Annotated in this window: 27 protein-coding genes; 21 read left to right on the top strand and 6 right to left on the bottom strand. The window is 36.0% G+C overall.

The features are described from left to right. The first annotated feature begins 102 nt into the window (after positions 1-102). On the top strand, positions 103-1,227 hold the full coding sequence (locus JKP73_RS13920; RefSeq protein ID WP_021290839.1) for a zinc-dependent alcohol dehydrogenase family protein: 1,125 nt from the start codon (positions 103-105) through the stop codon (positions 1,225-1,227). Positions 1,228-1,345: 118 nt separating this feature from the next. On the opposite strand, the gene rpsD is transcribed toward JKP73_RS13920, so the two are convergent. Beyond that, positions 1,346-1,948 carry a 30S ribosomal protein S4 gene (rpsD, locus tag JKP73_RS13915; RefSeq protein WP_021290840.1) on the bottom strand — a complete coding sequence of 201 codons (603 nt, stop codon included), beginning with the start codon at positions 1,946-1,948 and terminating at the stop codon, positions 1,346-1,348. 326 nt (positions 1,949-2,274) lie between these two features. On the opposite strand from rpsD, the gene JKP73_RS13910 reads away from it, so the two are divergent. Beyond that, positions 2,275-4,065 carry a sensor domain-containing diguanylate cyclase gene (locus JKP73_RS13910; RefSeq protein WP_081674742.1) on the top strand — a complete coding sequence of 597 codons (1,791 nt, stop codon included), beginning with the start codon at positions 2,275-2,277 and terminating at the stop codon, positions 4,063-4,065. Positions 4,066-4,200: 135 nt separating this feature from the next. Here the strand turns inward: JKP73_RS13910 and JKP73_RS13905 are convergent, their stop codons facing one another. Next, positions 4,201-4,683, bottom strand: coding sequence for a free L-methionine (R)-S-oxide reductase MsrC (locus JKP73_RS13905; RefSeq protein WP_160807020.1), 483 nt, complete (start codon positions 4,681-4,683; stop codon positions 4,201-4,203). A gap of 110 nt (positions 4,684-4,793) precedes the next feature. On the opposite strand from JKP73_RS13905, the gene refZ reads away from it, so the two are divergent. The 6 genes from refZ to JKP73_RS13875 all read left to right on the top strand — a co-directional run bounded on the left by refZ (position 4,794) and on the right by JKP73_RS13875 (position 11,794). After that, complete coding sequence (gene refZ, locus JKP73_RS13900; RefSeq protein WP_021290843.1) at positions 4,794-5,432, top strand: forespore capture DNA-binding protein RefZ; 639 nt, start codon at positions 4,794-4,796, stop codon at positions 5,430-5,432. Positions 5,433-5,582: 150 nt separating this feature from the next. Then, the gene (ezrA, locus tag JKP73_RS13895) at positions 5,583-7,283 is read left to right on the top strand and encodes a septation ring formation regulator EzrA (RefSeq protein ID WP_200411423.1); all 1,701 of its coding nucleotides are present in this window, start codon (positions 5,583-5,585) and stop codon (positions 7,281-7,283) included. Positions 7,284-7,377: 94 nt separating this feature from the next. Then, on the top strand, positions 7,378-8,517 hold the full coding sequence (locus JKP73_RS13890) for a cysteine desulfurase family protein (protein ID WP_021290846.1): 1,140 nt from the start codon (positions 7,378-7,380) through the stop codon (positions 8,515-8,517). Positions 8,518-8,524: 7 nt separating this feature from the next. Next, positions 8,525-9,724, top strand: a complete 1,200-nt coding sequence (thiI, locus tag JKP73_RS13885; RefSeq protein WP_038243263.1) for a tRNA uracil 4-sulfurtransferase ThiI — start codon at positions 8,525-8,527, stop codon at positions 9,722-9,724. 95 nt (positions 9,725-9,819) lie between these two features. Then, entirely contained in the window at positions 9,820-10,020 is a 201-nt protein-coding gene (locus tag JKP73_RS13880; protein WP_021290848.1) for an alpha/beta-type small acid-soluble spore protein, read from the top strand. Between the two features lie 166 nt (positions 10,021-10,186). Beyond that, on the top strand, positions 10,187-11,794 hold the full coding sequence (locus tag JKP73_RS13875; protein ID WP_038243264.1) for an amidohydrolase: 1,608 nt from the start codon (positions 10,187-10,189) through the stop codon (positions 11,792-11,794). A 54-nt stretch (positions 11,795-11,848) separates the two neighbouring features. On the opposite strand, the gene JKP73_RS13870 is transcribed toward JKP73_RS13875, so the two are convergent. Continuing rightward, a complete protein-coding gene (locus tag JKP73_RS13870) occupies positions 11,849-12,649 on the bottom strand; it encodes an NAD kinase (RefSeq protein WP_021290850.1) in 801 nt (266 codons plus the stop codon). Positions 12,650-12,837: 188 nt separating this feature from the next. On the opposite strand from JKP73_RS13870, the gene JKP73_RS13865 reads away from it, so the two are divergent. From JKP73_RS13865 to JKP73_RS13840, 6 genes are all read left to right on the top strand, one after another. Further along, the gene (locus JKP73_RS13865) at positions 12,838-13,416 is read left to right on the top strand and encodes a DUF2953 domain-containing protein (RefSeq protein ID WP_200411422.1); all 579 of its coding nucleotides are present in this window, start codon (positions 12,838-12,840) and stop codon (positions 13,414-13,416) included. A gap of 19 nt (positions 13,417-13,435) precedes the next feature. After that, positions 13,436-13,894, top strand: a complete 459-nt coding sequence (gene ytfJ, locus JKP73_RS13860; RefSeq protein WP_021290852.1) for a GerW family sporulation protein — start codon at positions 13,436-13,438, stop codon at positions 13,892-13,894. A gap of 156 nt (positions 13,895-14,050) precedes the next feature. After that, positions 14,051-14,551, top strand: coding sequence for a thiol peroxidase (tpx, locus tag JKP73_RS13855; protein ID WP_021290853.1), 501 nt, complete (start codon positions 14,051-14,053; stop codon positions 14,549-14,551). A gap of 218 nt (positions 14,552-14,769) precedes the next feature. Beyond that, positions 14,770-15,774 (top strand): class I SAM-dependent methyltransferase, encoded by a 1,005-nt coding sequence (locus JKP73_RS13850; RefSeq protein WP_021290854.1) that lies wholly within the window; start codon positions 14,770-14,772, stop codon positions 15,772-15,774. Continuing rightward, positions 15,767-16,957, top strand: coding sequence for an acetate kinase (locus JKP73_RS13845; RefSeq protein WP_021290855.1), 1,191 nt, complete (start codon positions 15,767-15,769; stop codon positions 16,955-16,957). Before JKP73_RS13850 ends, JKP73_RS13845 begins: the two co-directional genes overlap by 8 nt. A gap of 86 nt (positions 16,958-17,043) precedes the next feature. Continuing rightward, positions 17,044-17,526, top strand: coding sequence for a molybdopterin-binding protein (locus JKP73_RS13840; RefSeq protein WP_021290856.1), 483 nt, complete (start codon positions 17,044-17,046; stop codon positions 17,524-17,526). 44 nt (positions 17,527-17,570) lie between these two features. On the opposite strand, the gene JKP73_RS13835 is transcribed toward JKP73_RS13840, so the two are convergent. Next, entirely contained in the window at positions 17,571-18,005 is a 435-nt protein-coding gene (locus JKP73_RS13835) for a universal stress protein (protein ID WP_041203170.1), read from the bottom strand. 125 nt (positions 18,006-18,130) lie between these two features. On the opposite strand from JKP73_RS13835, the gene JKP73_RS13830 reads away from it, so the two are divergent. Beyond that, positions 18,131-18,292 (top strand): hypothetical protein, encoded by a 162-nt coding sequence (locus JKP73_RS13830; protein ID WP_021290858.1) that lies wholly within the window; start codon positions 18,131-18,133, stop codon positions 18,290-18,292. 143 nt (positions 18,293-18,435) lie between these two features. Then, positions 18,436-19,554, top strand: a complete 1,119-nt coding sequence (gene ald / locus JKP73_RS13825) for an alanine dehydrogenase (protein ID WP_200411421.1) — start codon at positions 18,436-18,438, stop codon at positions 19,552-19,554. A gap of 43 nt (positions 19,555-19,597) precedes the next feature. Here ald and JKP73_RS13820 read toward each other — a convergent pair whose 3' ends face one another. After that, positions 19,598-20,695 carry a M24 family metallopeptidase gene (locus tag JKP73_RS13820; protein ID WP_200411420.1) on the bottom strand — a complete coding sequence of 366 codons (1,098 nt, stop codon included), beginning with the start codon at positions 20,693-20,695 and terminating at the stop codon, positions 19,598-19,600. A 205-nt stretch (positions 20,696-20,900) separates the two neighbouring features. On the opposite strand from JKP73_RS13820, the gene JKP73_RS13815 reads away from it, so the two are divergent. The 4 genes from JKP73_RS13815 (at position 20,901) to JKP73_RS13800 (ending at position 24,310) form a co-directional block, all read left to right on the top strand. Continuing rightward, positions 20,901-21,581, top strand: coding sequence for a metal-dependent hydrolase (locus tag JKP73_RS13815; RefSeq protein ID WP_021290861.1), 681 nt, complete (start codon positions 20,901-20,903; stop codon positions 21,579-21,581). 260 nt (positions 21,582-21,841) lie between these two features. Then, positions 21,842-22,609 (top strand): prepilin peptidase, encoded by a 768-nt coding sequence (locus JKP73_RS13810; protein ID WP_031335457.1) that lies wholly within the window; start codon positions 21,842-21,844, stop codon positions 22,607-22,609. Positions 22,610-22,698: 89 nt separating this feature from the next. Then, positions 22,699-22,929 carry a hypothetical protein gene (locus JKP73_RS13805; RefSeq protein ID WP_200411419.1) on the top strand — a complete coding sequence of 77 codons (231 nt, stop codon included), beginning with the start codon at positions 22,699-22,701 and terminating at the stop codon, positions 22,927-22,929. A 73-nt stretch (positions 22,930-23,002) separates the two neighbouring features. Beyond that, entirely contained in the window at positions 23,003-24,310 is a 1,308-nt protein-coding gene (locus tag JKP73_RS13800) for a DRTGG domain-containing protein (RefSeq protein ID WP_021290864.1), read from the top strand. A 42-nt stretch (positions 24,311-24,352) separates the two neighbouring features. On the opposite strand, the gene JKP73_RS13795 is transcribed toward JKP73_RS13800, so the two are convergent. Next, the gene (locus tag JKP73_RS13795) at positions 24,353-24,646 is read right to left on the bottom strand and encodes a YtpI family protein (RefSeq protein ID WP_200411418.1); all 294 of its coding nucleotides are present in this window, start codon (positions 24,644-24,646) and stop codon (positions 24,353-24,355) included. A 97-nt stretch (positions 24,647-24,743) separates the two neighbouring features. Between JKP73_RS13795 and JKP73_RS13790 the strand changes: the two genes are divergently transcribed. Continuing rightward, complete coding sequence (locus JKP73_RS13790) at positions 24,744-25,697, top strand: DHH family phosphoesterase (RefSeq protein WP_038245057.1); 954 nt, start codon at positions 24,744-24,746, stop codon at positions 25,695-25,697. The last annotated feature ends 20 nt before the right edge of the window (positions 25,698-25,717 follow it).

Genomic DNA, 25,717 nt, shown 5'->3' with positions numbered 1-25,717 from the left:
ACAACTCTAGTAAACATCGTTGGGAATTATTTGTACTTTCGAATTTTTGCTATAATAAAAATGAACTTTATATTCAATTCTGCTTTAAAGGAGGTATTAGAGATGGAAACCAAAACAGCTGTGTTGCGGGAATCAGGTTTGGCCCAACCGTATGCTGAAAGTAAACCGCTTACGATTGAAAACTTAGAATTGAAGAGACCTGAAAGAGGTGAAGTTTTAATACAAATAAAAGCCGCAAGTCTATGTCACTCTGATTTATCTGTGATTAATGGAAGCCGTCCTAGACCTTTACCAATGGCATTAGGTCATGAGGCAGCTGGTATAGTTAAAGAGCTTGGTGAAGGTGTAACCGATTTACAAGTTGGCGATCATGTTGTATGTGTGTTTGTACCTAGCTGTGGCCATTGCTTACCATGCCAGGAGGGGCGCCCCGCTTTGTGTGAACCAGCTGCTTATGCTAATAACGAAGGTACATTAATAAATGGAGGCATTAGACTGTATGCTGATAATGAACCAATTTATCATCATATTGGTGTTTCAGCGTTTTCAGAATACGCAGTAGTGTCCAGGAATTCATTAATTAAAGTCGAATCAAATCATTCTTTTGAACATCTTGCTTTGTTTGGCTGTGCTGTTATTACTGGTGTTGGTGCAGTTGTAAACACTGCAAATATTAAATTTGGAAGCACAGTTGCCGTGGTTGGATTAGGAGGTGTAGGATTAAGCGCATTGCTTGGTGCAAAAGAGGCTGGAGCAAGCCGAGTGATAGCCATAGATCTTAATGAATCAAAGTTGAAGCAAGCCAAAAAACTTGGCGCTACGGATATATTTAATTCCAACGATACCAATATAGTGAATAAAGTGAGAGAAGCAACAGCTGGTGGTCTAGATTACACATTTGAAACTGCTGGAGTCGTATCTGCAATGGAAGTAGCGTATGGTATTACAAAGCGGGGAGGTACGACAGTGACTACAGGATTACCAGATCCAGAACATCACTTTTCCTTTCCTTACGTTAGCCTTACAGCAGAAGAACGAAGTCTGAAAGGATCTTATGTTGGTAGCTGTGTTCCAGCGCGAGATATTCCTCAGTATCTTTCATTGTTTGAGAGAGGTCGTTTACAGGTGGATCAATTACTATCTGAAACGATTCGATTAGAAGATATAAATGAAGGATTTGATAAGCTAGCAAATGGAGAAACATCACGGATCATTATTAAAATGTAAGAGGTGCGTTGATAAACGTCCAATTCGCCCTATCCGAGATCTTAAATTAAAGCTTAAGTCAGAAAAAACCCCAACAGCCTTTAGGAAAAGGGGTTGGGGTTTAACTGCTAACTGCTTTTTAGCGAGAGTAGTACTCAACAATAAGCGCTTCGTTAATTTCAGCTGGAAGCTCTTCACGCTCTGCATAGCGAGTGAACGTGCCTTCTAGTTTATCTGCATCAAATGATAAATATTCAGGAACGAAGTTACTCACTTCGATTGCTTCTTTAATGATATCAAGATTCTTTGATTTTTCACGTAAGCTGATAACTTGACCTGGTTTTACCAAATAAGATGGAATATCAACGCGACCACCATCAACAGTAATATGTCCGTGGTTCACTAGTTGACGAGCTTGTCTACGTGTACGAGCAAACCCTAAACGGTAAACGAGGTTATCTAGGCGAGAATCAAGTAGTAACATGAAGTTTTCACCATGGATACCTTTCATTTTGCCAGCTTTGTCAAACAATGTACGGAATTGGCGCTCATTTAAACCATATGTGAAGCGAAGTTTTTGCTTCTCTTGTAGTTGTAAGCCATATTCCGAAATTTTCTTGCGTTGATTTGGTCCATGTTGACCAGGAGCGTAAGGACGCTTATCTAATTCCTTACCAGTTCCAGTTAATGAAATGCCAAGACGACGTGATTTTTTCCATACTGATCCAGTATAACGAGCCATAAGACATTTCCTCCTTTTTATTTTATTTTGCATAAAATAAAAGGCCGTGTTCCATTACGCTTGACCATGTTGTCTTCATGTACCATCGCTCCAGCAGCTAAGAGTTACGCGATACACCTCAATAGAGAGGAACAACATGAAATTGCAAACGTCGGTTCACTAAGGCTACTTTATTATTTTACACAAAGAATAGTATATAATTTTTATTGGTGTGAGTCAACCTTTCTATAAAAAAAGTATTCGACAAAGTTCTTGATAGGCACAAAGAACTATTTGGTATATAATGGATATGTAATTTGAACTAATTAATTCATGAGAATAGGTGAATGATGATGAATTCACAAGTTGTAAAGAGAGAATTACAGCAGTACTATTTTGATGTAATAACTAATTGGGACTGCCGATCCTATGAGGAATTCGTATCCCTCATAGCCATTCAAATAAATCGGCTTCCATGTATTCAATTAACCGGTATGTATAAGTGGATGAAAGAGTCTTCTACATATCACTTAATTTCAACGGATTTAGTTAGTAAGGAGTTGTTGGAAGAAGGGTTAAATAGCAAAGATATTTCTAAGGATCTGTTTTGCTTTTATTCATACGAAAAGGATTATTACTTAAATGTAACTTCTGGGCTGCTTTTATATGTGAGGTTTTCTGATATAAATTCTATTTCCATTTTGCAAACAATTCAATCAGAGACAAGGAAAGTGTTAAAGCTAGCCCAGCAAATGATGAGCAACCAGGATATCTACCCATTCTTATATGAATTTTCCATAAGCGTCTTTACAATGACACATAAATCAGAAATATTAAAGGAAGTATACCGGACCATTCAAACATTCTATCCAGACAATGTAATCCAATTTTTATTATCTCATGATACAGAGCTCGATGACGATATTCCCATTCAAACAATCGCTTATACAGATGATGAAACAAAGAGCTACAGTTCCAAGGCATTTGTAACCGGGGGAGTCCAATTGGAGAATGTTGATAAGGATAGTAGAAAGATATACGCACCTCTTACTGGAAAACAAGGAGTCTATGGTGTCATCCAACTACTTTTGAAAGATAGTCCAGGTATGTTGCTAGAGCGGCAAATATCCTGTATTACGCATATTGCGCATACTGCTGGTATGGCTATTGAAAATGTGAGTTTACTTGAAACTTCTAATCATTTAATTTCCGATTTAAAACTAATTAACGATGTCACACATAAGGTGAATTCAAATTTAGATTTGACTGATATTACAGAATCGGTCCGAGATAAGATTGAAGAGGTTTGCCAAGCTTCTGAGATAGGGTTTATTTTTAGACATAGTGAAAATAGAGTAGATATACTATCAGCAAGTACAAGTTATTTTAAATCAAAAAACAGCGAAGCGTTTACTGCATTTTTATTTAAGGAAATAGATTATCCAGTATTTAAAGGTGATTATGATGAATATCCGCATTTACCATATCGATCTCTTATGGTAATCCCCATGCGTCAAGAGTATGAAGTGTATGGTTTTGTTGTAATCATGCATGAATCACCCTATTATTTCACATTTGAAGTATATAAGTTATTACAATCGCTTATCCAGCATTGTTCATTAGCCCTGTCTAATGCCATTTTAAAGGAAGAATTACAAAGAGCAGTTATTACGGATTATCTTACCAATCTATATTCACGCAATCATTTAGAAGAAGTTATTATCAAGGAAATGAAAGTGGCTGAGAAGGGATCGCTGATCTTATTTGATATTGATGATTTTAAAAAGATAAATGATGAACATGGCCATCCTATTGGTGATGAAGTGTTAAAACAAGTTGCTAATATTATCATTGATTATTCAAAACAAGCATTTGTTCCATCTAGATGGGGAGGGGAGGAGTTAGCGATTTATGCACCAAATACATCGATTAATGAAGCTGTTCAAATAGCGGATAAAATATGCGGAAAAGTGAAGACTTCTACATCACCTTCTGTTACACTTTCCTGCGGGGTCTCTTTCTGGACAAGAACGATAAATGATTCAGTCAGTGAATTGTTTATTCGAGCAGATAAAGCACTTTATGAAGCGAAAAATACAGGGAAAAACAGTGTGGTGAAAAATGTAAAACTTAAATAGCTTGGTATATATACATCTATACATCTATACATCGTTTTCTTTTGATGAATCTAAAGCCGATACCAAAAAAAGCTGTCGAAATTGACTCGACAGCTCAGGTGGCAGTATAATACACTATCTTTTACTCTAAATAACTTAGGATAAATACCCTTGCAACGTATCAACAAATTTCTCTAAGTATTCTTGATCTGTCTCATCAAATCGATTTGTTACAGGGCTGTCAATATCAAGAACCCCATAAATCGTACCGTTGATGATAACAGGTACAACAATTTCTGATTTAGTAGCACTATCGCAAGCGATATGTCCTGGGAATTGATGGACATCTGAGATCCGTTGGGTAGCTTTTTCTTGAATTGCAGTACCACATACACCTTTTCCATAACCGATTCGAATGCAAGCTGGTAGGCCTTGAAAAGGTCCAAGAACAAGTTCGTCCTCTTTCCATAGATAAAATCCAACCCAATTCGTCTCCTCTAGAAATTGATTCAATAATGCGGAAGCATTTGATAGGATTGCTATAGGATCTTTTTCGTCTTCACTTAATGCTTGTAATTGACGAATTAATAAACCATAATCTTTTACTTTATCTCCTGAATACATACTGGCCTGGAACATATACACTTTCCTTTCTATTTGTTTTTTCGACATTCATAATTATATTGTCGAGCGAAAATTGCAGGATAAATCCTCTCACTGTCGTATTTGAGATGTAAGGAGTGAATCTTATGAAAAATAATCTCTCAAAACAGAAAGTAATCGAAGCTGCATCGTCATTATTCTTTCAAAAAGGGTTTCACGGCACTTCTGTACGTGATATAGCAGATAAAGCAAATGTTAATGTTTCGCTTATTAGCTACTATTTTAGAGGTAAACAAGGTCTTTTAGAATTCGCTGTTACGAACTATTACGAAAATTACCTAAATACCCTGGAAACGGCCCTTGAAGAACATAAAGATTTAAATGCACTAGATCAATTAAAGGAATTAATTTTCATTATTATACAGTACAAGCAAGACAATCATCAATTCTCGTGTTTTATACATAGAGAACTTTCGTTAGACTCCGTATTTGTTCGGGAAATGGCTGTTACGTATTTAGCCAAAGAAAATCATTTTATAAGTAAAGCTTTTTTTGAGGTTGTAAACAAGCGAGCAACTTCAATTAATGATCGGAATTATTTATTGATGCAATTAAAAGGGATGCTTGTAACACCGTATATGATGCATAATGAATGGAAGGATCATATTATTGGTGAATCTTCCCATCAATTATTTGTTCAAAACTACACAAAAACAATCCATCAATGGTTGGATTTTCTTGTGGAACAACAAAGAGAAATAGTAAATGAAGTTTTCTGTAAATAAAAAATATGCGAATCCGCAATTTATTTGTATTTTTTTAGCAAAAATGGCGGTAAACATGGTATTATTATAATTAGATTACTATTTGCGACGGTTATTATTGTAAATTGTAAACGTCCATCCTCTTATAGGAATTTAGTTGGGAGGCATTATATGGCATACATCATAGGCGGTATACTTGTAGTCATTACACTAATCATTATTGGACTTATTTTACGTAAAAGAGTATATGATGTTGTCGATCGTTATGAAGCCTGGAAAATGGATATTATGGGTCGAAACATCAATTCTGAGCTCTCCCGTATCAAGATACTGAACTTATCTGGTGAGACACAGGATAAGTTTGAAGCATGGAAAGAACGATGGGAGCATATAGTCACAAAAGAGTTAACGGATATTGAGGAACTTCTCTTTGATGCAGAAGAATCTGCTGATCGTTATCGCTTTACAAAAGCTAAAAAAGTATTAGCTGATGTAGAACGTATCCTACAATCAATAGAAGTGGAAATTGAGGACATTTTAAAAGAAGTTGAAGAGTTACTTCATTCTGAAGAATCAAGTCGAAAAGAAGTTGAGCATGTAGAACCAACGATTAAATCATTACGTAAGCAATTATCCCAAAATAGATATCAATTTGGGAAAGCAGACATGTTTTTTGAAGGTAAGCTCGATGAATTGGCAGAACAACTATCCCAATATTATGCATTAATAGCGGATGGAAATTATTTAGAAGCAAAAAAGCTAGTAGATCAATTAAGAGCTTCACTAGACGCGGTAGAAGTGCAGCTCGATGAATTTCCAAGGCTCTATCAAAAGAGTAAGCAAGAGTTACCTTCCCAACTAGATGAACTTCATGGCGGATTAAAAGAAATGAAAGAAGAAGGTTATCGAGTTGATCACTTAGCTTTTGAAAAAGAAATAAAAGGTTATCAAGATAGGCTACTACATATCGTGAGCGATTTAGAAACAGGAGACTTTACCGATGCTGAACTGGTTATTGAGGAGGTAGATGCACGAATAAAAGAAATGTATCAACTGCTTGAAAAAGAGGCAATTGCTAAAAATTATGTTGATACAAAAGTTCCATCCTATCAAACTACATTAGAAGAGATGAATAACACGTTTATTGATACGAAACATGATGTAGAACAATTGAAAAAAGCGTATTACTTTGAAGATGAAGATATGGAAAAATACCTGTCATTGGAAAAATCAATTACTAAGTTAAATGGGCAGCTTGAAGAGCTCTTATCGGATATGGAACATGATAATACACCTCATACAAAGCTTAGAGATGAAATTGAAGAAGGCTTTCAGCAAATTGAACTACTAAAAGAAAAACATGAAGCGTTTAAAAAACGAATTAATAACTTACGCAAAGATGAACTGGAAGCAAAAGAAAAATTGACAGAAATGCGCAATCAGTTATATCATATCCAGCGTAAACTTAAAAAGAGCAATGTTCCAGGTATTCCTAATTTTATTTGGAACCTAATCGAAACGGCTAGCCATAAAAACCAGCGGGTATTAAAAACGTTGGAGAGTCAGCCCTTAGATATGACTGAAGTGCAGCAAGCATTAAATGACGCTAAAAATGCAGTAGAATATGCAATGGAACAAACCGATCTCATGTTAGAACAAGCTTATTTAACGGAACAAGTCATCCAATATGCGAATAGGTATCGTAGTCAATATCCAATGTTAGCAGCAAAATTAGCTGAATCGGAGCGGCTATTTAGAAATTATGAATATGAGCTATCGCTAGAACATGCAGCAAAAGCTGTGGAAGAAATTGATCCTGGTGCATTAAAGCGAATTGAGGCTTACCAAGAAGGTGAAGTAACGCTTAATTGAATAAAAATACGTAGAAAAAAGGATATTATTTAATATCCTTTTTTCTAAGCGTAAAGGAACACATGTGTTTTGCTAAGATAGGAGTTAACTAGTTATGATATATTTAGATAATAGTGCAACAACCAAACCTGCCCCTTCTGTTTTAAAAAGTTTTGAACAAGTGTCCACTGCTTTTTTTGCAAACCCATCATCGATTCATCCGATGGGTGGTGAAGCTGAGAAATTACTTATTCAGGCTAAACGTCAAGCAGCCGATCTTTTACAAGTGGAACCGAATGAAATTGTGTTTACCTCTGGTGGTACGGAAGGAAATAATATTGCAATAAAAGGGATTGCATTGGAACACCAAAATAGAGGGAAGCATATTATAACGACCGACATTGAACATCCGTCGGTGTATAATGCCTGCGAGAGCCTTAAGAAACTGGGGTTTGAGATAACTTATTTACCAGTAAATCAATCCGGTGTCATTGATATCGTGGACCTTAAAAATGCGATTAGAGAAGATACGATTTTAATCAGTATCATGCATGTTAATAATGAAATGGGATCTATTCAGCCTATCCATGAGATAGGTAAGATTGCTAACCAATATCCGAAATTATTTTTCCATGTAGATCACGTCCAAGGCTTTGGTAAAATCCCTCTAGATCTTGCAGACAGCGGTATTGATCTTTGCACGATTTCCGGACATAAAATACATGGACTAAAGGGAACAGGGATTTTATATGTGAAGCAACGTACAACACTTTTTCCGTTATTTCATGGGGGAGAACAAGAACAAGCGATTCGATCCGGGACAGAGAATTTAGCTGGTGCAGTATCAATAGTGAAAGCCATTCGATTAATGAAGGAAAAAGAAAAGAAGGATCAACTTCATTTGTATGAGTTACAGCAATATTTGGTTAGAGAGTTAGAAAGTATAAAGGAAGTAAAGCTGAATTCTCCAAAAGAAGCTGCACCGCATATTATTAACTTCTCCATTCCTGGTATAAAACCGGAGGTAATCATTCATATGTTGAGTGATGAAGATATTTTTATTTCAACGAAGTCAGCTTGTTCCTCAAAGAAAACAGATGAAAGTAAAATCCTTGCTGCATGTGGCTTGTCAGAAGATCGAACCACTTCTGCTTTACGAGTGAGTATGAGTTATGAAAATAATAAAGAAGAATTAAAGAGGTTTATTAACGTATTACGTGAAAAAATTCGCCAATTTAAAGAAGTTATGGAGTAGATAAAAAATGCAATATGATCATATATTAATTCGCTATGGTGAGATGGCCTTAAAAGGAAAAAACATTAAGCAGTTTATTATTCGTTTGCAAGAGAATATTCAAGATAAACTAAGGGATTTCTCCAATATTAAGGTGAAACGTACACAAGGAAGAATGTTTATTTTATTAAATGGCCATGATCCGGAACCAATAATCAATAAATGTAAAAACATATTTGGTATACAAAGCTTGAGTTTAGCAATAAAAGTGAAAAATGATCCGGAAAAGATAAAAGAAGCTTCGTTATACGCGTTGAAAAAAGGGAAGAATGTAAAAACATTTAAAGTATCTGTAAAACGGATTAATAAAGATTTTCCCATCCCTTCACAAGAAATGAATCAAGTCTTGGGAAAACATTTGCTAACGAATACGGAAGGAATTTCGGTTGATGTACATGAACCCGACTTAGAAATTAAAGTTGAAATAAGACTGGAAGCGGCTTATATTACTTCTAGTGTTGTTCAAGGACTGGGAGGACTTCCGGTAGGTACATCTGGAAAGTCTCTATTATTGCTTTCAGGCGGAATTGATAGTCCAGTTGCCGGGTATCTTGCAATGAAGCGAGGTGTACACATTGAAGCCATACATTTTCATTCTCCACCATTTACAAGTGAACGTGCAAAACAAAAAGTTCTTGATTTAGCACAGCAATTAACGAAATACGGTAAGTCCATTAATGTCCATATTGTACCATTTACAAAATTACAACAGGAAATATTCCGAGAGATGCCTAATGAGTATGCCATGACGATTATGCGGAGAATGATGATGCGTATTAGTGAAAGAGTTTGTCATAGTCAAGAAATCCTTTCCATGACAACTGGTGAAAATCTTGGACAGGTTGCTAGTCAAACGATGGAGAGTATGAATACCATCAATGAAGTCACCAATTATCCAATTATTCGTCCGTTAATTGCAATGGATAAAACAGAAATTATTAAAATTTCACGTGAGATAGGTACGTATGAGACTTCTATCCTTCCATATGAAGATTGTTGTACTATTTTTGTACCAAAATCTCCGAAAACAAAACCGAAACGTGAAAAGGCAAATCTGTTTGAAGCAAGAACGGATTTTACCGACTCCCTTGAAGAAGCCGTGAATGGGATTGAAACCATAAAAATCACTGCTAAAACAAATCAATGTGCGTATGAAGATTTATTTTAATTTCTTTAAAAAGATTGTCAGGAACTACCAATTAAAAAAATGAATGTTTTCCACCCTTTGTACACATTCTATAAGTACCAAGGAGGTGAGTTAACATGGCAACTAACAATTCTTCAAACCAATTAGTAGTACCTGGTGTTCAACAAGCACTAGATCAAATGAAATACGAGATTGCTCAAGAATTTGGTGTTCAACTTGGACCAGATTCAACTTCTCGTTCCAACGGTTCTGTTGGTGGTGAAATCACTAAACGTCTTGTTCAAATGGCTGAACAACAATTTGGTGGTACCAAATAATTATAATAAAATAGTGAAATGGCTTTAGAGCTATCCGTTACACGGGTAGCTCTTTTACTATCTATATAATAAGAAGTTAGTTTGCATCAATACTTGATTCTGTGAAAATAAAAAAGTACAGTTAGGTTATGTTGGAGATGAAGCATCCATAGAAAGGGAGAGTACGATGGGAAAATTATGGTTCGGTGGTCCGATCTATACCATGGAGCAAGAGGACATTGTGGTAGATGCAGTATTTACCCAAAGAAATAAAATTATAGCGATTGGTACTTACGAGTATTTATATCACACGTATTATAATGAGATAGAAGAAGCTATTCATTTACAGGGGAAAACTATGCTTCCGGGGTTTATTGATAGTCATTTACATATTGTTTGGCACGGAGAGAAATTATTGCGCTTGGATCTTTCAGCTATGCAATCAGCAGATGAAGTATTAGAGGCATTATCTAATCGTTCTGTTCATCTTTCTAAAGGTGAATGGTTAGTTGGGGAAGGATGGAATGAGAATCACTGGGAAGAACCATTGATTATTCATAAGTCGGCGTTAGATGAAATTATTCCAGATAATCCAGTAATGTTGTCTCGAGTTTGTAGGCATGCTGTGTTAGCAAATAGTAAAGCAATGGAGCTGGCAAAAATTGATTATCCTAACAACACGGAAGATCCACAGGGGGGAGTTATTATACGTGATAATTCAGGGGAAACAACCGGATATTTCTTAGATACAGCACAGGAATTGATTAAGCAAGCAATGCCATCCGTTTCACAAGCATATTTGGAACAGGTTATTTCGATTGCGATTAGTGATCTAACTGCAAAAGGTTTAGTAGGGGGGCACAGTGAAGATCTTAATTATTTTGGAGGCTTTGAGAAAACGTATCGGGCATTTACAAATGCAATAAATGAAGAGAATAAATTCAAAGCACATTTATTAGTACATCATGAAGTTATGCAGGATGCGATTCAGGCAGGTTTAGGCGAGTTAAGTAGTGAGCAATATGTAGAATTAGGTGCAATTAAGATCTTTTCAGATGGCGCTTTAGGTGGAAGGACTGCTTGGTTAACGAATGATTACTCTGATGACAAAGGTAATTGTGGCTTTAATATTCATAGTACGGCAGAATTAGAAAGAATTGTTCAAGATGCTAGGAAGTATCGTTTACCAGTAGCGGTTCATGCAATTGGAGATCAAGCCATTTTGGAAGTAGCATCGACATTAAAGAAATATCCGCTGCCAAATAAATGGAGAGATCGGATTATCCATGGGCAAATTTTAAATCCACAATCTTTACAACTATTAAAGGAGCTTCCAGCGATTATTGATATACAACCCTCTTTTGTTGCTTCTGATTTCCCTTGGGTCATTGATCGTCTTGGAGAAAAAAGATTAGATCTTTCTTATGCATGGAAAACCATGTTAGCAAATGGCATACACTGTGCTGGCGGGTCAGATGCACCAATAGAAGAGGTTAATCCACTCTATGGAATAGAAGCGGCAGTACTAAGGAAATCATCATATGATGGTAAAAGGTACTTAACAAAAGAGGCATTATCTATATTTGAAGCTGTTCAGCTATATACGACAGGAAGCGCTTATGCCATTAACCAAGAGGATACAAGGGGGCTTATTGCAGAAGGATACGCAGCTGATTTTACGATTATTGACCAAGATATATTTCATGTTAATCCGCATGATATTCATCGTATTGGGGTTGAAATGACAGTAATAGATGGAGAAATTGTGTACGTTAAAAACCCATCTTCAACATAAAGGAAGATGGGTTTTTCTGTTTTTTTAAGGATTGCGTTCTCCGCCCTCGCAGCTCTATAAAAATGTACGCTTCACTCTATCCCAATAAGAATTGTTTTTTAATTTTACTGTTTTAATGACTTTATCACTTAAAGTAACGGTGACATCTTTAATATTACGAATAGAATAGGCTTCATTATCTAAGCCAATAATAGGGTAATCATTTCCATCTTGCTGCACAGATAATTGTAATTTACGATCATTGTGAAGCACGAAGGAAGAACCTAAAGTACGATAACGATTATTATTAATGGAAGCTAATTCAGAAACTTGAAAACAAGGGATACGTGGGTCGATGACGGCTCCATTGGTCGATTTATTATAGCCAGTACTTCCGGTAGGAGTTGCGACGATTAACCCATCTCCACGAAATGTTTCAAAATGAATATCATCAATAAAGACATCCATAACAATTGATTTAATGATGGTAGATCTTACACTAATTTCATTTAAACAGTAGAAGTTGGTTTCTCCATTAACATCCGCATGAATAACAGGAAAACGTCTAACTTCCATCTCCTCATGTAGAATGGTATCTAACATTTCATCAAAATTATCCAAATTAAAATCACAATATAACCCGGATTCGCCAGACCGAGTTATGCCTGTATACAGGCAATCTTGCCGAAATCCAGTCTTACGTACTGCTTGTAGAAATGCACCATCTCCACCAATACTTACAATAATATTGGCATTATCGGAATCGCTTACAATTGTAAAACCATTAGACTCTGCTAATTGATACAATGCGTCTAACTTGTTTTTTAGACCATCACTATTTAAATAGTAGAAAAAAATATTCTTACGATCTGACATAATCTTGTTGTCACCCTCCTATTTAATATGTAACCACTTATGTTCTTCATATAGATAAGTGTAAATATGAAGCTTATCCCCATTCTATCATGTTTGTAAATCATTATCCTAATAAAGTTAATTTTTTTGAGTAAAACAGGAAATTTGAGGAAAAATAGGAACAGATATGAAATCGAGGTGACAAGACGATGTGGGGTTGGTTTATATTCATTTTCTGCTTGGTTTTATTCGTTTCTTTTGTACTTCTATCTAAACTTTTCATTCGTATACAAGCATCTTATATTGAGAAACATGGTTCTATTACTATTTATGTGTATTGGTTTTCGATTCGACTGTTTAAAAAAGATATTCTCTTAGAAGATAAAGAAGAGGATAAAAAATCTCACTTTAAAGACCTGCCAACGAATCTACATGAACTAATTGGACTTATTCAAGAAAGTAATCGATTATTAACCATCGTATTTCGATCGCTCGTATTACATCAGTTGCGATGGCATACGAAAGGTGGAGCAGGTGATGCTTCTCTTACAGGAATGGCATCGGGCGGGGTTTGGACAATGAAAGGGATATTATCAGGTTGGATTCTTGAAAAAAGTAAAGGTTCATGTAAACCGGATTTACAAGTTATCCCTCTTTTTCAGCAAATCTATTTTAAAACGGAATTTTCTTGTATGGTTTCGATTCGAATAGCACAAGCTATAAACGCATGTACTCAGGTAATGCGGGAAATTGCTGTTAAAAGACATACTGTAAAACAAGAGCAATAGTATAAAGGAGTTGACTAATATGGAAGAACATCCAATTCAAGGGTTGATGACGACCGCAATGGAAAATTTAAAAGATATGGTAGAAGTGAACACGATTATCGGTGATCCAGTACAATCCCCTGATGGGAGTGTTATCATCCCTGTCTCAAAAGTAGGATTTGGCTTTGCTGCTGGAGGTAGCGAATTTAACTCATCAAGTAATCAGTCCCAAGACGATTCAGAGGCTACGCTTCCATTTGGTGGAGGAAGTGGGGGGGGAGTATCCATTACACCAGTTGCCTTTTTAATTGTAAGTGAAAAAGGAATAAAAATGGTTCATTTAGATCACCATGCTCATATTTATGAAAAAATGCTGGACTTCGCGCCACAGGTTGTAGAAAAGGTACAGCAAATCATTAAGGATTCAGGAAATAAACAACAACCGAAGAAACAAGAACACAAGAAACAAAAAGATATTTCTACACAGTATGATATATAAGATTCCTATCCATTACTTACATGTTCTATATTTGAAAGCGCTAGCCATTTTGTTCACAAATTTTTCCCTAAATCGAAGGCGTAAATTATTGGACATGCATCTTTATTCACTTCATAATGATAGAGGAATACAATTATTTTAGGAGGAATGATTCATATGGCAAATGTTACATTCCAACATGATCCTGTTACGCTTGTAGGTAATGAAGTGAAAGTAGGAGACGAAGCACCTGCTTTCAAAGTACTTTCAAATGATTTAGAAGAAGTTACCTTAGATGATTATCAAGGCAAGGTAAAGTTAATAAGTGTTGTTCCTTCCATTGATACAGGTGTATGTGCTGATCAAACAAAACGGTTTAATGAAGAAGCCGACAAAATTGGAAATGTAAAAGTTTTAACGGTGAGCATGGATTTACCTTTTGCCCAAAAGCGCTGGGTAAATAAGCATGATATTAATAAACTTGATACATTATCCGATCATCGGGATGCCAACTTTGGCAAGAATTATGGTGTATTGATAGAGGAACTTCGCCTATTGGCACGATCTATTTTTGTCGTTGATTCGAACAATAAGGTTACTTATGTTGAGTATGTCAGTGAAGTAAGTAACCATCCAGATTATGATGCTGCACTGGAAGCTGCTGGACAAGCAGAATAACATGAGCGGAATCTCTCTCATAAAGTTGAGAGGGATTTTTACTGTCATCGCCTGTTCACATATATTTGCATTACTTTGTACATAGACCTTATTCATTTGGTACAATAGAAACGCTCTTTATGTAAGTGTGCTCAAAGAGAATTCTTACGTAAACTATTACTTATGAATAGAATACTTTTTGACCAACCTTTTAAAGGGGCCGAATGGAGGAATCTATTATGGAGAAGACGAATGTAGAAACACTATACGAGTGGTTGGATCAAACAACTGAACTTATTCAACATCATGTTAATGAGCCTTATCTGGAAAGCTTAAGTTATACAATGGAAATCGTATTTTCGCAAGAAGTACCAGTTGACATAGATGAAAGTTTATCTACGAAGTTAAAACAAGCATTAGATGAATTAACCATTGATGCGTACTCATCAGAAGAAAAAAGAAAGGCCAACCAACTTGCTATTATAAAAGGAATGACTGGTTCTACCCAGCAACAGCATTTAATGACACCTGAAACGGTTTCATTAATGATTGGTTATTTAGCGGGAAAATTACTGAGTGACAAAACGGACCCTGTTCGTGTTTTTGATCCAGCAGGTGGGACAGGAAATCTAATTACTGCCGTTTTAAATCAACTAGTCCAAGAAAAAGAGGCCTTTGCTAGCGAGGTAGATTCAACCTTAATCCAATTGGCAGTATGGAATGCAAATTTACAAAAAATTAATATTGAATTCTTTCATCAGGATAGTTTACGTCCATTCTTATTGGATCCAGTTGATTTGGTGGTTGCAGACTTACCTGTTGGTTATTACCCGGATGATTTACGAGCAAATGAATTTAAGTTAAAAGCAAATGAAGGCCATTCCTATGCACATCATTTATTTATTGAACAAAGTTTGAATTATACAATTGCTGGTGGATATCTTCTATTTGTTGTTCCAGAGTTTTTATTCGATAGTGATCAATCCGATCAATTACAACAATTTATCCATGAGCATGCACATATGGTTGGTGTTTTAAGACTGCCAGATACTGCCTTTAAATCAGAGAAGCATCAAAAAAGTATACTCATTCTACAGAAAAAAGGTCATCATACCCATTCTCCAAAACAACCGTTATTGGTAAAGATGCCATCTTTTACGAATACGAATGCAATGGGGGATATATTAGGACAGATAAATAATTGGTTCCAAACGTATAAGAAGGAGTTGAGCAGCAATGAGTAATGTATTGGCAATTAATGCCGGTAGTTCATCTTTGAAATTCCAATTAATACAAATGCCAGAAGAACATGTTTTAGCAAAAGGGCTAGTGGAACGAATTGGCCTTAATGAGGCTGTTTTTACGATGGATGTTCAAGGTGAGAAAGATAAATTCGTTGGGGATATTCCAAACCATGAAGTAGCTGTGAAGAAATTATTAGAAGGTTTAAAAGAATCTGGTGTCATTGCTTCCCTTGACGAAGTAGATGCTGTAGGGCACCGTGTGGTTCATGGAGGAGAGCATTTCAGTGATTCCGTTTTAATCACTGATGATGTGATAAAGACAATTGAACAAGTATCTGAGTTGGCACCATTGCATAATCCAGCCAATCTTACAGGTATCCATGCATTTAGAGAGATTTTACCTAATGTACCAATGGTTGCAGTCTTTGACACAGCTTTTCATCAAACGATGCCTGAATCATCTTATCTATATAGTCTCCCTTACGAGTATTATAAGGAGTATGGCATTCGTAAATATGGTTTTCACGGGACTTCTCATAAATACGTGTCACAAAGGGCTGCAGATTTAATGGGTGTGCCTTTAGAGAACTTACGATTGATTTCTTGTCATTTAGGTAATGGAGCAAGTATTGCAGCAATCCAAGGCGGCAAATCAATTGATACATCAATGGGCTTTACACCATTAGCAGGTGTTACAATGGGGACACGATCAGGTAATATTGATCCTGCGCTAATTCCTTATATTATGGAAAAAACCGGAAAAACGGCTGAAGAAGTGGTTCATGTACTGAATAAAGAAAGTGGTATGTTAGCATTGTCTGGATTCTCGAGTGATTTACGTGATATTGAGCAAGCTGCAGATGAAAATGAACGTGCTGAATTGGCGCTAGAGGTTTTCGCTGGGAGAATTCATAAATATCTAGGGTCTTATGCTACTAAAATGTCTGGGGTAGATGCTATTATCTTTACTGCTGGTGTTGGTGAGAATAGTGATACGATAAGAGAGAGAGTATTACATGGATTAGAGTTTATGGGGGTTTATTGGGATCCTGCATTGAATAAAGTGCGTGGAAAAGAACAATTTATTAATTACCCACACTCTCCTGTGAAAGTTATTGTCATTCCAACAAATGAAGAAGTTGTTATTGCAAGAGACACGATTCGATTTTCACAAATTGGTTAATAATAAGGTTTTGGTATGGTTTATCCATAGCAAAACCTTTTTTTAAATATAGAATGTTTTAGAAATGGATGGGAGGTATAGATAAAATGGAAGAAGACCAGCTGCCAGTAAATTTCATGATTATCACAATTAGTAACACGCACACATTAGAAACAGATATGAATGGTGGGATAATCCAATCTTGCTTAAAAGAGAATGGATATACAAACATAATTCGCGATATTATCGAAGAAGATCAAACATCCATCCATTCCGCATTAAAGCGTAGTTCAATAAACCCTGTTATAGATATCATCATCCTTAACGACGGGTATCAATGTTCAGATAGATTGATGAATTCCCATTTTATTGAGGAGTTTTTTGATTATCCAATTGTTGGATACGGTAATTTATTTCAAGACATGCAATTGTTAGAACCGTATGTTCATATGAAGCCAGTAGCAGGTGTCAAACATCAAACAGCCATTTTTATGCTGCCTGGCTCCGTTGAAACAATGAGACATACCATGAATTATTTAATCATCCCGAGTCTTAAAAAAATTGTCAGTCATTATGTGATAGGCGCATAGCAGTTGTTTTAACAGGAAAACAACTGAAATTTGACCATTAGAGGTTATCGTACTACCAATACATCACAAGAGGCATATCTTGTAATATTCTCAGAGACACTTCCGATCAAAAAGCGTTCCACAGCATTCATTCCTGTTGCACCACAGATTATCAAGTCTGCATGAAAATCATTGGCTATATCCTTCGCAATTTTAACCTTTGGAGAACCATATTCGATACATCGAATTAAATCATTGACGCCAGCTGATTTGGCATTCTCCACATAGCTATCAAGTAACTCTTTTGCATATTCATCGGCTCTGTCAGCTAAGGATCGATCATATGCTTCCGCTGTTGCAAACGTCCTAGAGTCTACAACATGTGCAAGAATAAGCCGAGCATGATTTCGTTTTGCAATATCAAGGGATTTAACAAAAGCCTTTTCAGAAGCCTCTGACCCATCAACTGCTACAACAATATTTTTATATTCCACAATTATCTCTCCTTTCTTATTAGTTATATACCCGAAAATAACCAGATACAATCAGGATTTTCCATTTTTGCTAAAATAATTTGAGTAAATCTTACAAAGTTACGGACACACTATTAATGGGGGTGATCAGCTTGTCAAAGGAAAAGCGTGATAATCAGCCACAGAACATCTTTGAAGACGAAAAAGGTGTAGCAGCTGTCCAAAACCAACTGAATGAAAGTTACCAAAGCGGTGTAATTGAACAAAGGCATAACAATAAGGGGATTTATACGTTTAATAACCGTAAGAATTAGTAGTTGAAATAACCCGCCTTGTTGTTGATGAGGTGGGTTATTTCCCCCCTTCTCTTTTCCTTTTATAAAATATTTGGTACTGTAAATTATACATAATTAGATAATTAGCAATTAACTGATAATATGAATTGGAGGTAAATAGTATGAGAATTGGTGTTCCGAAAGAAATTAAAAACAATGAAAACAGGGTAGCTATGGCCCCGTCTGGTGTATTGACATTAAAAAATGCTGGACATGAAATTTATATTGAAACAGGAGCAGGCATCGGATCTGGTTTTACAGATAATCAGTATCAGGATGCTGGTGCAATTATTGTTGCTACAGCAAAAGAAGCCTGGCAACAAGAAATGGTTATGAAAGTCAAAGAACCCTTACCAGAAGAATATGATTATTTCTATGAAGGGCTTATTTTGTTTACTTATTTACACCTAGCTGCGGAGCAAAGTCTTACGAAGGCGTTAATAAATAATAAGGTAACCGGGATTGCCTATGAAACGGTACAATTGCCAAATCACTCTCTACCGTTATTAACTCCTATGAGTGAAGTTGCTGGAAGAATGGCTTCGCAAATTGGTGCGCAATTTCTTGAAAAAACCAAAGGCGGTAAAGGTATTCTTTTAAGTGGTATTCCTGGTGTGAAACGTGGGAAAGTAACCGTTATTGGTGGTGGAGTAGTAGGAACAAATGCGGCAAAAATTGCGGTAGGGCTAGGTGCAGATGTTACAATTATTGACTTGAACCCGGAACGCCTTCGTCAGCTCGACGACATATTTGGATCATCGATTAATACAATGATGTCAAATCCTTTGAATATCCGTTTAGCATTAGCTGAATCTGATTTAGTTATAGGTGCAGTACTCATTCCAGGCGCTAAAGCACCAAAATTAGTTAGTGAAGAGATGGTAAAAGCAATGTCACCTGGATCTGTGATTGTAGATGTAGCTATTGACCAAGGCGGCATATTTGAAACAAGTGATCATGTTACGACGCATGATCATCCGACCTATACGAAGCATGAGGTTTTACATTATTCAGTTGCTAATATGCCTGGGGCAGTACCACGAACTTCAACCATTGGTTTAACAAATGTTACCGTTCCCTATGCCATGCAATTAGCCAATAAAGGATATCAGGGTGCGTGCAAAGCCAATGAAGCATTATTAAAAGGAATTAATACATTAAATGGGTATGTTACTTATGAAGCAGTAGCTGTATCTCACGGATTAGAATTTGCTGACCCGCATACATTGCTTAATCTTTAATCCTATTAAAAAGCTATCGAGTGAAAACCTCGATAGCTTTTGCTTAGTCTATAATTTGTAAGTCTTTTGGTGATTTAGTTAATACTTCTGGTCCTTGCTCGGTCAAATAAATCATATCTTCAATTCGAACACCAGCCACTCCTGGAACATAAATTCCTGGTTCAATCGTATAACACATGCCAGCTTTTAAAGGGAGATCATTATTACCATGCATTGAAGGGTATTCATGTGTTTCAATTCCTAAGCCATGACCAATTCGATGCGTGAAATAGTCACCATATCCTGCATCAGCGATATGATTTCTTGCAATTTGATCTAACTGTCCTGTAGCTACCCCGATTTTTGAGGCGTCAATTGCTTTTTGTTCTGCTTGTAGTACTGTATTATATATGGTTTTTTGTTCCTCTGTTAAGGATTTGAATGCAACGGTTCTTGAAATATCAGAACAGTACCCTTCATAAACGACACCTAGGTCAAACAGAACTATATCTCCAGAATTAATTTTCTTCATGGAGGGAGTTCCATGTGGAGAAGCTGTTTTTGCTCCTGATAAAGTCATGGTTGAGAAGGACATTTCTTGAATGCCTTGTTTTTTCAATTCATATTCGATATTAGCAATTACTTCTAATTCAGTTACACCTTCTCTAATTGATTGAATACCTGTTTTGATCCCGAAATCAGCAAGGTCTGCAGCGGTTTTCAACCGTTCATATTCTTGCTTACTCTTGATAACGCGTAAGTTGGCTAGTAATTCCTCTCCGTCTATAACAGTAGTATTGGAAAAGAATTTTTGTAATGTTTGATATCGATCCAACGTTAAATGGCTATTTTCAACCCCGATTGTCTGGGGAAGTTTCTTATTGTGATGCAGTGTTTGATAGAATTTTTCCCAGGGATTTTCATGATCTTGATACGTAATTAGTTCGTATTGCCAGCCTGCTGCTTTTGCATCTTCCTCTTCCATCGCTGGGATAATTAATACGGGGTCGAAATTATTGCTGATATACACTGCTACTAATCTTTCGTGTGGATCGGTATAATAATTTGTCATATAATATACATTTGCTTGTGATGTAACAAACATGCTATCAATGTTATTACTTTTCATGTTTTTTAATAATGCTTCAACTCTTTCTGCCATTCTAACACCCTCTTTTACCATGTAATGTTTTTTATTATAACAAATTTCGGGTATAGAAATAAAATGGAGAGTTTGTATTCAATCATTTTAATGACCATGAAGGTTGCATTTGTAAGAGAAGGTTAATTAAAAATAGAAATGGGTACATTCAAAAGTAAAGCTAATTTGTTATAATAGGAAATAAATTTAAAAGGAGAGGATAATCGTGAAATTATCTTATCATGGACATGCAGTAGTAATGATAGAAACGGACTCCCATCAAATTCTTATTGATCCATTCATCTCAGGGAATGAAGCTTGCGATTTAGATGCGCAGACGGTTGAACCGGATGTTATCCTTCTTACACACGGTCATAATGACCATGTAGGAGATACGATTGATATTGCCAAGCGAACGAACGCTTTAATTGTAGCGCCTAACGAACTAGCAGATTATATGAGTGGTAGAGGATTAAATGCACATCCTATGCACATTGGCGGGAAACATCAATTTGATTTTGGAACGGTTAAATTAACACAAGCTTTTCATGGATCCGCGTATACAGAAGAAAATGGTTCCTCTATTTATACTGGTATGCCAGCAGGAATTTTACTTACTGTGGAAGGAAAAACGATTTATCATGTTGGAGACACAGGATTATTCTCTGACCTTAAGTTAATAGGGGAAATGAATGACATTGATATTGCTTTTGTACCGATTGGTGATAATTTCACAATGGGGCCAGAAGATGCTCTCATCGCTTCGAAATGGATTAACGCAAAGGTTGTTGTTCCGATACATTATAATACGTTCCCATTAATTGAACAGGACGGCGAAGCGTTTGCCAAGCAAGTTAATCCTGGTAAAGGACAAGTAATGGCCATCGGTGAACCCATGCAAGTGTAACGACCTATATATCGTTTGTATTTGATAAAGAAACTCTCCTTCATTAGCGTGGGTGAAAGGAGAGTTTCTTATTTAAATAGACGAAATTCTCGTAAACCGTGGGAAATAGTTAATTATGAAAGGAAAGGAAACCTGTTAGCTTAAATTTAATTATTCTAAAATTCAAGAAAGTCTATTATTTTATCTAGCCATTTCCTCCAGCTTGATATATTATATAGGTATATCTTACTAAATGCACTTTTATAATAGGAGGGAGTTAACTGGATAACTATATTATATGGTTTGTCTTTCTTATTGGAACAGTCGTTGGTTCATTTTTGAATGTCGTTGGATTACGTTCTCCACAGCAGTTATCATTTACTACAAGCCGCTCCGAATGTCCTTATTGTTTAAAAACCCTTCAATGGAAAGATATTATCCCCATTTTATCGTTTACCTTACTAAAAGGAAAATGCAGATATTGTGGCGTCCGAATTTCTAGCTTATACCCAATTATGGAAATAATAACAGGTATGTTATTTGTTTATTGCTACATTATTATTGGTATCCAATTTGAATTATTTTTAGCTTTAGCTCTGGTGTCCATGTTTGTTATTGTACTAGTATCAGATATAACGTATATGATTATTCCAAATAAAGTTCTATTATTCTTTCTTCCTATTTTTGTGGTTTTTCGAATTATCGATCCACTTACTCCTTGGTGGGATACGATTACTGGGGGTGTTGCCGGAATCCTTATCCCGATGTCTATCATTATTGTTAGTAAAGGAGGAATGGGAGGAGGTGATATGAAATTATTTGGACTTATTGGTATTGTGTTAGGTTTTAAAAAACTATGCTTCTGCTTCTTTTTATCCTGTGTGATCGGGGCAATCATTGGTATCTTTCTTATCGCTCTAAAATTAGGTAGACGAAATCAACCAATACCGTTTGCTCCTTACATTATTGCTGCTAGTTTAATTACATACTTTTACGGTGATTCGTTGATTTTATGGTATTCTAACTTCTATCATATACCATTCAATTGAGCTCTGACCTATGATTATCAGGTTGTCCTAGTTCTAGGTTCTTAAGGTATGTTTTTTTTCATAGATTAAGTATGAAGGAGGGGATGAGTATGCGAGGACATTATACGATCTTAAGACTGTTGCTGGCAGGATTTTTGTTATATGTTGCCTGGCCATCTATTCCATATGCCTCAACCGTAATGGAACAAATTTTCTGGGCAGCCTGGATCGGTTTCTTTCTATTCGTAGTTGGCGCAAATGTTGCTTCATTATTACAAATGATAAGACCACCAATTATGGAACAGCAGGAAGAAAGACAACGGCAAACCTATAATCATTGAGTTTCATTGTTTTCAACTGTATAATAAATGGTAAATAATTCATTAGTACAGTTGAAAGATGGTGTGCGGGTTAATGGCAAGTAAGCATGAGCAAATCATTCAGCATATTATATCATTGGATATAGGTCATAAGATTTCTGTAAGACAAATAGCGAAGGAACTACATGTCAGTGATGGAACAGCCTATCGTGCAATTAAAGATGCGGAGAATCAAGGATTAGTTAGTACAATTGAACGTGTAGGTACGATTCGAATTGAACGAAAAAAGAAAGAAAACTTTGAACGCCTCACATTTGCAGAAGTGATTAATATTGTAGAAGGTCAAGTTTTAGGCGGCAGAAAAGGATTGCATAAGACATTAAATAAATTTGTCATTGGAGCTATGCAGCTTGATGCAATGATGCGTTATACAGAAGCCGATTCATTATTAATTGTTGGAAATCGTATTAAAGCACATGAACTGGCTATTAAAGAAGGAGCAGCTGTATTAATTACAGGCGGATTTGATACGGAGGATTATATTAAGCGTTTAGCTGATGAAAGACAGTTACCGATTATATCCACAAGCTATGATACGTTTACCGTTGCTGCAATGATTAATCGTGCGATTTACGATCAACTAATTAAGAAAGAAATTGTAGTAGTTGGTGATATATTTACTCCATTTGATAGTTCCTTTTATTTACACAGTAAAGATACCGTTCAAGATTGGTATCGACTAAATAATAATTCTACCCATACACGTTTTCCTGTGGTAGATAATAAAAAACGTGTAATCGGTATGGTTACATCCAAGGATGTTATTGGTGTCGATGAACAGACAATAATTGATAAGGTCATGAGTAGAAACCCGAAAATTGTTCAAGCTAAAACATCATTAGCTTCTGTCGCGCACATGATGGTTTGGGAAGGCATAGAAGTAATGCCAGTAGCAGATGAAACAAATCATTTGAAAGGGATTATATCGCGTCAAGATGTACTGAAGGCATTGCAACAAATACAAAGACAACCTCAAATTGGCGAGACAATTGATGATATTGTTTCTAGAAGTATCATCGAGGACGAGCATAAAAAAGACGTATATTTGACAACAGTTGCTCCACAAATGACCAATCAATTAGGGACGTTATCGAATGGAGTATTTACTGCTTTAATAACAGAAGCAAGCAGAAGAATGTTGCTTCAATATAAAAAAGGGGATCTAGTAGCCGAGAATCTAACCGTTTATTTTATTAAACCGGTACAGATTGATAGTACATTACACATACAACCAAAATTATTAGAAATTGGTAGAGTATATGCGAAGATTGATGTTGAAGTATACGATGAGCAAAAATTAGTAGGAAAGGGCTTGCTAATGGCACAATTAATTAATCGTTAACCGATTAAAGAAAGCTGACTACCAAAGATAGTCAGCTGCTATTTAGGAGGGGTTTAATCTTTTCCATTCTCTGCGGTAATGCTTTACTTCTTTGATGCCGCGATAGATCTGAGGTATTCCAACAATAATCAGGATAATCCCTATAAACAAAGCGATTCTGGTTTGATACAGAATATACTGATTAATTGTAAAAGATACTACCAATGTTCCTAAGCAAATACGTGATTTCCCATTAAAATAAGCTTGGGTTAATCCGTCATTGCTTTTTACGATTGCTACTTTGTAGTATACATAAAGTACTAAAGAGAGAACTATAAGTATTGAAAAAATAATCATGTTATCGCTCCTAGTTTAATTTACCATTTCCATCACTCATTGTACCGTTTTTTTAGTGAATAAGCCATATCGACTTCAGAATTGACAAGAAAAGGTGATAGTATTGCAGGACATTATTGATGTAATTAAACAGTATCATACAATTATCATTCATCGGCACGTAAGGCCAGATCCAGATGCCATAGGATCCCAAGTGGGTTTAAAAGAAATCATTCAATATTCCTTCCCCGATAAACAGGTCTTTGCGGTTGGAGAGGAAGAACCAACGCTAACTTTCCTAGCAAAAATGGATGTTATTAAAGATGAACAATATAAAGATGCGCTTGTAATTGTTTGTGATACAGCTAACACAGCACGTATATCCGATGAACGATTTCAATATGCAGCTAAATGGATAAAAATTGACCACCATCCAAATGTGGATGAATATGGCGATATTCAATGGGTAGACACAACTGCTAGTTCTACCAGTGAAATGATTTATGAGTTTTATTTACAAACAAAGCAATATGGGTTGAAGTGTAATGATAAAGCTGCTCGATTACTTTATGCTGGTATTGTTGGGGACACTGGAAGATTTTTATTCCCTAGTACGACCAAACAAACCTTAAAGATTGCAGCTGAATTAGTTACATTCTCATTTGATCGAACTGCTTTGTACGACGGTATGTATCGGATGAAAGATAATATTGCTCGCTTAAAGGGTTATATCTTAGAACAGTTCAGCTTATCTGATAACGGTATGTCTGCTATAAAATTAACGAAAGCTATTCTAAATCGATTTGAAGTACAACCGAGCGAGACCAGCCAACTTGTGGGAGTGCTAGGCGATATAGACGGGATTTTAGCATGGGTAACCTTTATCGAAGAAGATGATACAATTCGAGTTCGTTTGCGGTCTAAAGGCCCCGTAATTAATGATTTGGCTGCTAAATATAATGGTGGAGGTCATCCTATGGCATCGGGAGCCTCTGTATCAACTTGGAAAGAGACAGAAGACGTTATAGCAGATTTAGAACAAATATGCGAACAATATCAACAAAAAATGTAACGAAAAAATAACACGCCATG

The sequence above is a fragment of the Virgibacillus salexigens genome (genome assembly GCF_014905415.1).
GTDB classification, from domain to species: Bacteria; Bacillota; Bacilli; order Bacillales; family Amphibacillaceae; genus Virgibacillus; species Virgibacillus salexigens.
This window is presented reverse-complemented; position numbering and strand designations above follow the sequence as displayed.

Coding starts and splice junctions, on each gene's coding strand:
- JKP73_RS13920 (WP_021290839.1), top strand. CDS start 103: ATGGAAACCAAAACAGCTGTGTTGCGGGAATCAGGTTTGGCCCAACCG.
- rpsD (WP_021290840.1), bottom strand. CDS start 1,948: ATGGCTCGTTATACTGGATCAGTATGGAAAAAATCACGTCGTCTTGGC.
- JKP73_RS13910 (WP_081674742.1), top strand. CDS start 2,275: ATGATGATGAATTCACAAGTTGTAAAGAGAGAATTACAGCAGTACTAT.
- JKP73_RS13905 (WP_160807020.1), bottom strand. CDS start 4,683: ATGTTCCAGGCCAGTATGTATTCAGGAGATAAAGTAAAAGATTATGGT.
- refZ (WP_021290843.1), top strand. CDS start 4,794: ATGAAAAATAATCTCTCAAAACAGAAAGTAATCGAAGCTGCATCGTCA.
- ezrA (WP_200411423.1), top strand. CDS start 5,583: ATGGCATACATCATAGGCGGTATACTTGTAGTCATTACACTAATCATT.
- JKP73_RS13890 (WP_021290846.1), top strand. CDS start 7,378: ATGATATATTTAGATAATAGTGCAACAACCAAACCTGCCCCTTCTGTT.
- thiI (WP_038243263.1), top strand. CDS start 8,525: ATGCAATATGATCATATATTAATTCGCTATGGTGAGATGGCCTTAAAA.
- JKP73_RS13880 (WP_021290848.1), top strand. CDS start 9,820: ATGGCAACTAACAATTCTTCAAACCAATTAGTAGTACCTGGTGTTCAA.
- JKP73_RS13875 (WP_038243264.1), top strand. CDS start 10,187: ATGGGAAAATTATGGTTCGGTGGTCCGATCTATACCATGGAGCAAGAG.
- JKP73_RS13870 (WP_021290850.1), bottom strand. CDS start 12,649: ATGTCAGATCGTAAGAATATTTTTTTCTACTATTTAAATAGTGATGGT.
- JKP73_RS13865 (WP_200411422.1), top strand. CDS start 12,838: ATGTGGGGTTGGTTTATATTCATTTTCTGCTTGGTTTTATTCGTTTCT.
- ytfJ (WP_021290852.1), top strand. CDS start 13,436: ATGGAAGAACATCCAATTCAAGGGTTGATGACGACCGCAATGGAAAAT.
- tpx (WP_021290853.1), top strand. CDS start 14,051: ATGGCAAATGTTACATTCCAACATGATCCTGTTACGCTTGTAGGTAAT.
- JKP73_RS13850 (WP_021290854.1), top strand. CDS start 14,770: ATGGAGAAGACGAATGTAGAAACACTATACGAGTGGTTGGATCAAACA.
- JKP73_RS13845 (WP_021290855.1), top strand. CDS start 15,767: ATGAGTAATGTATTGGCAATTAATGCCGGTAGTTCATCTTTGAAATTC.
- JKP73_RS13840 (WP_021290856.1), top strand. CDS start 17,044: ATGGAAGAAGACCAGCTGCCAGTAAATTTCATGATTATCACAATTAGT.
- ald (WP_200411421.1), top strand. CDS start 18,436: ATGAGAATTGGTGTTCCGAAAGAAATTAAAAACAATGAAAACAGGGTA.
- JKP73_RS13820 (WP_200411420.1), bottom strand. CDS start 20,695: ATGGCAGAAAGAGTTGAAGCATTATTAAAAAACATGAAAAGTAATAAC.
- JKP73_RS13805 (WP_200411419.1), top strand. CDS start 22,699: ATGCGAGGACATTATACGATCTTAAGACTGTTGCTGGCAGGATTTTTG.
- JKP73_RS13800 (WP_021290864.1), top strand. CDS start 23,003: ATGGCAAGTAAGCATGAGCAAATCATTCAGCATATTATATCATTGGAT.
- JKP73_RS13795 (WP_200411418.1), bottom strand. CDS start 24,646: ATGATTATTTTTTCAATACTTATAGTTCTCTCTTTAGTACTTTATGTA.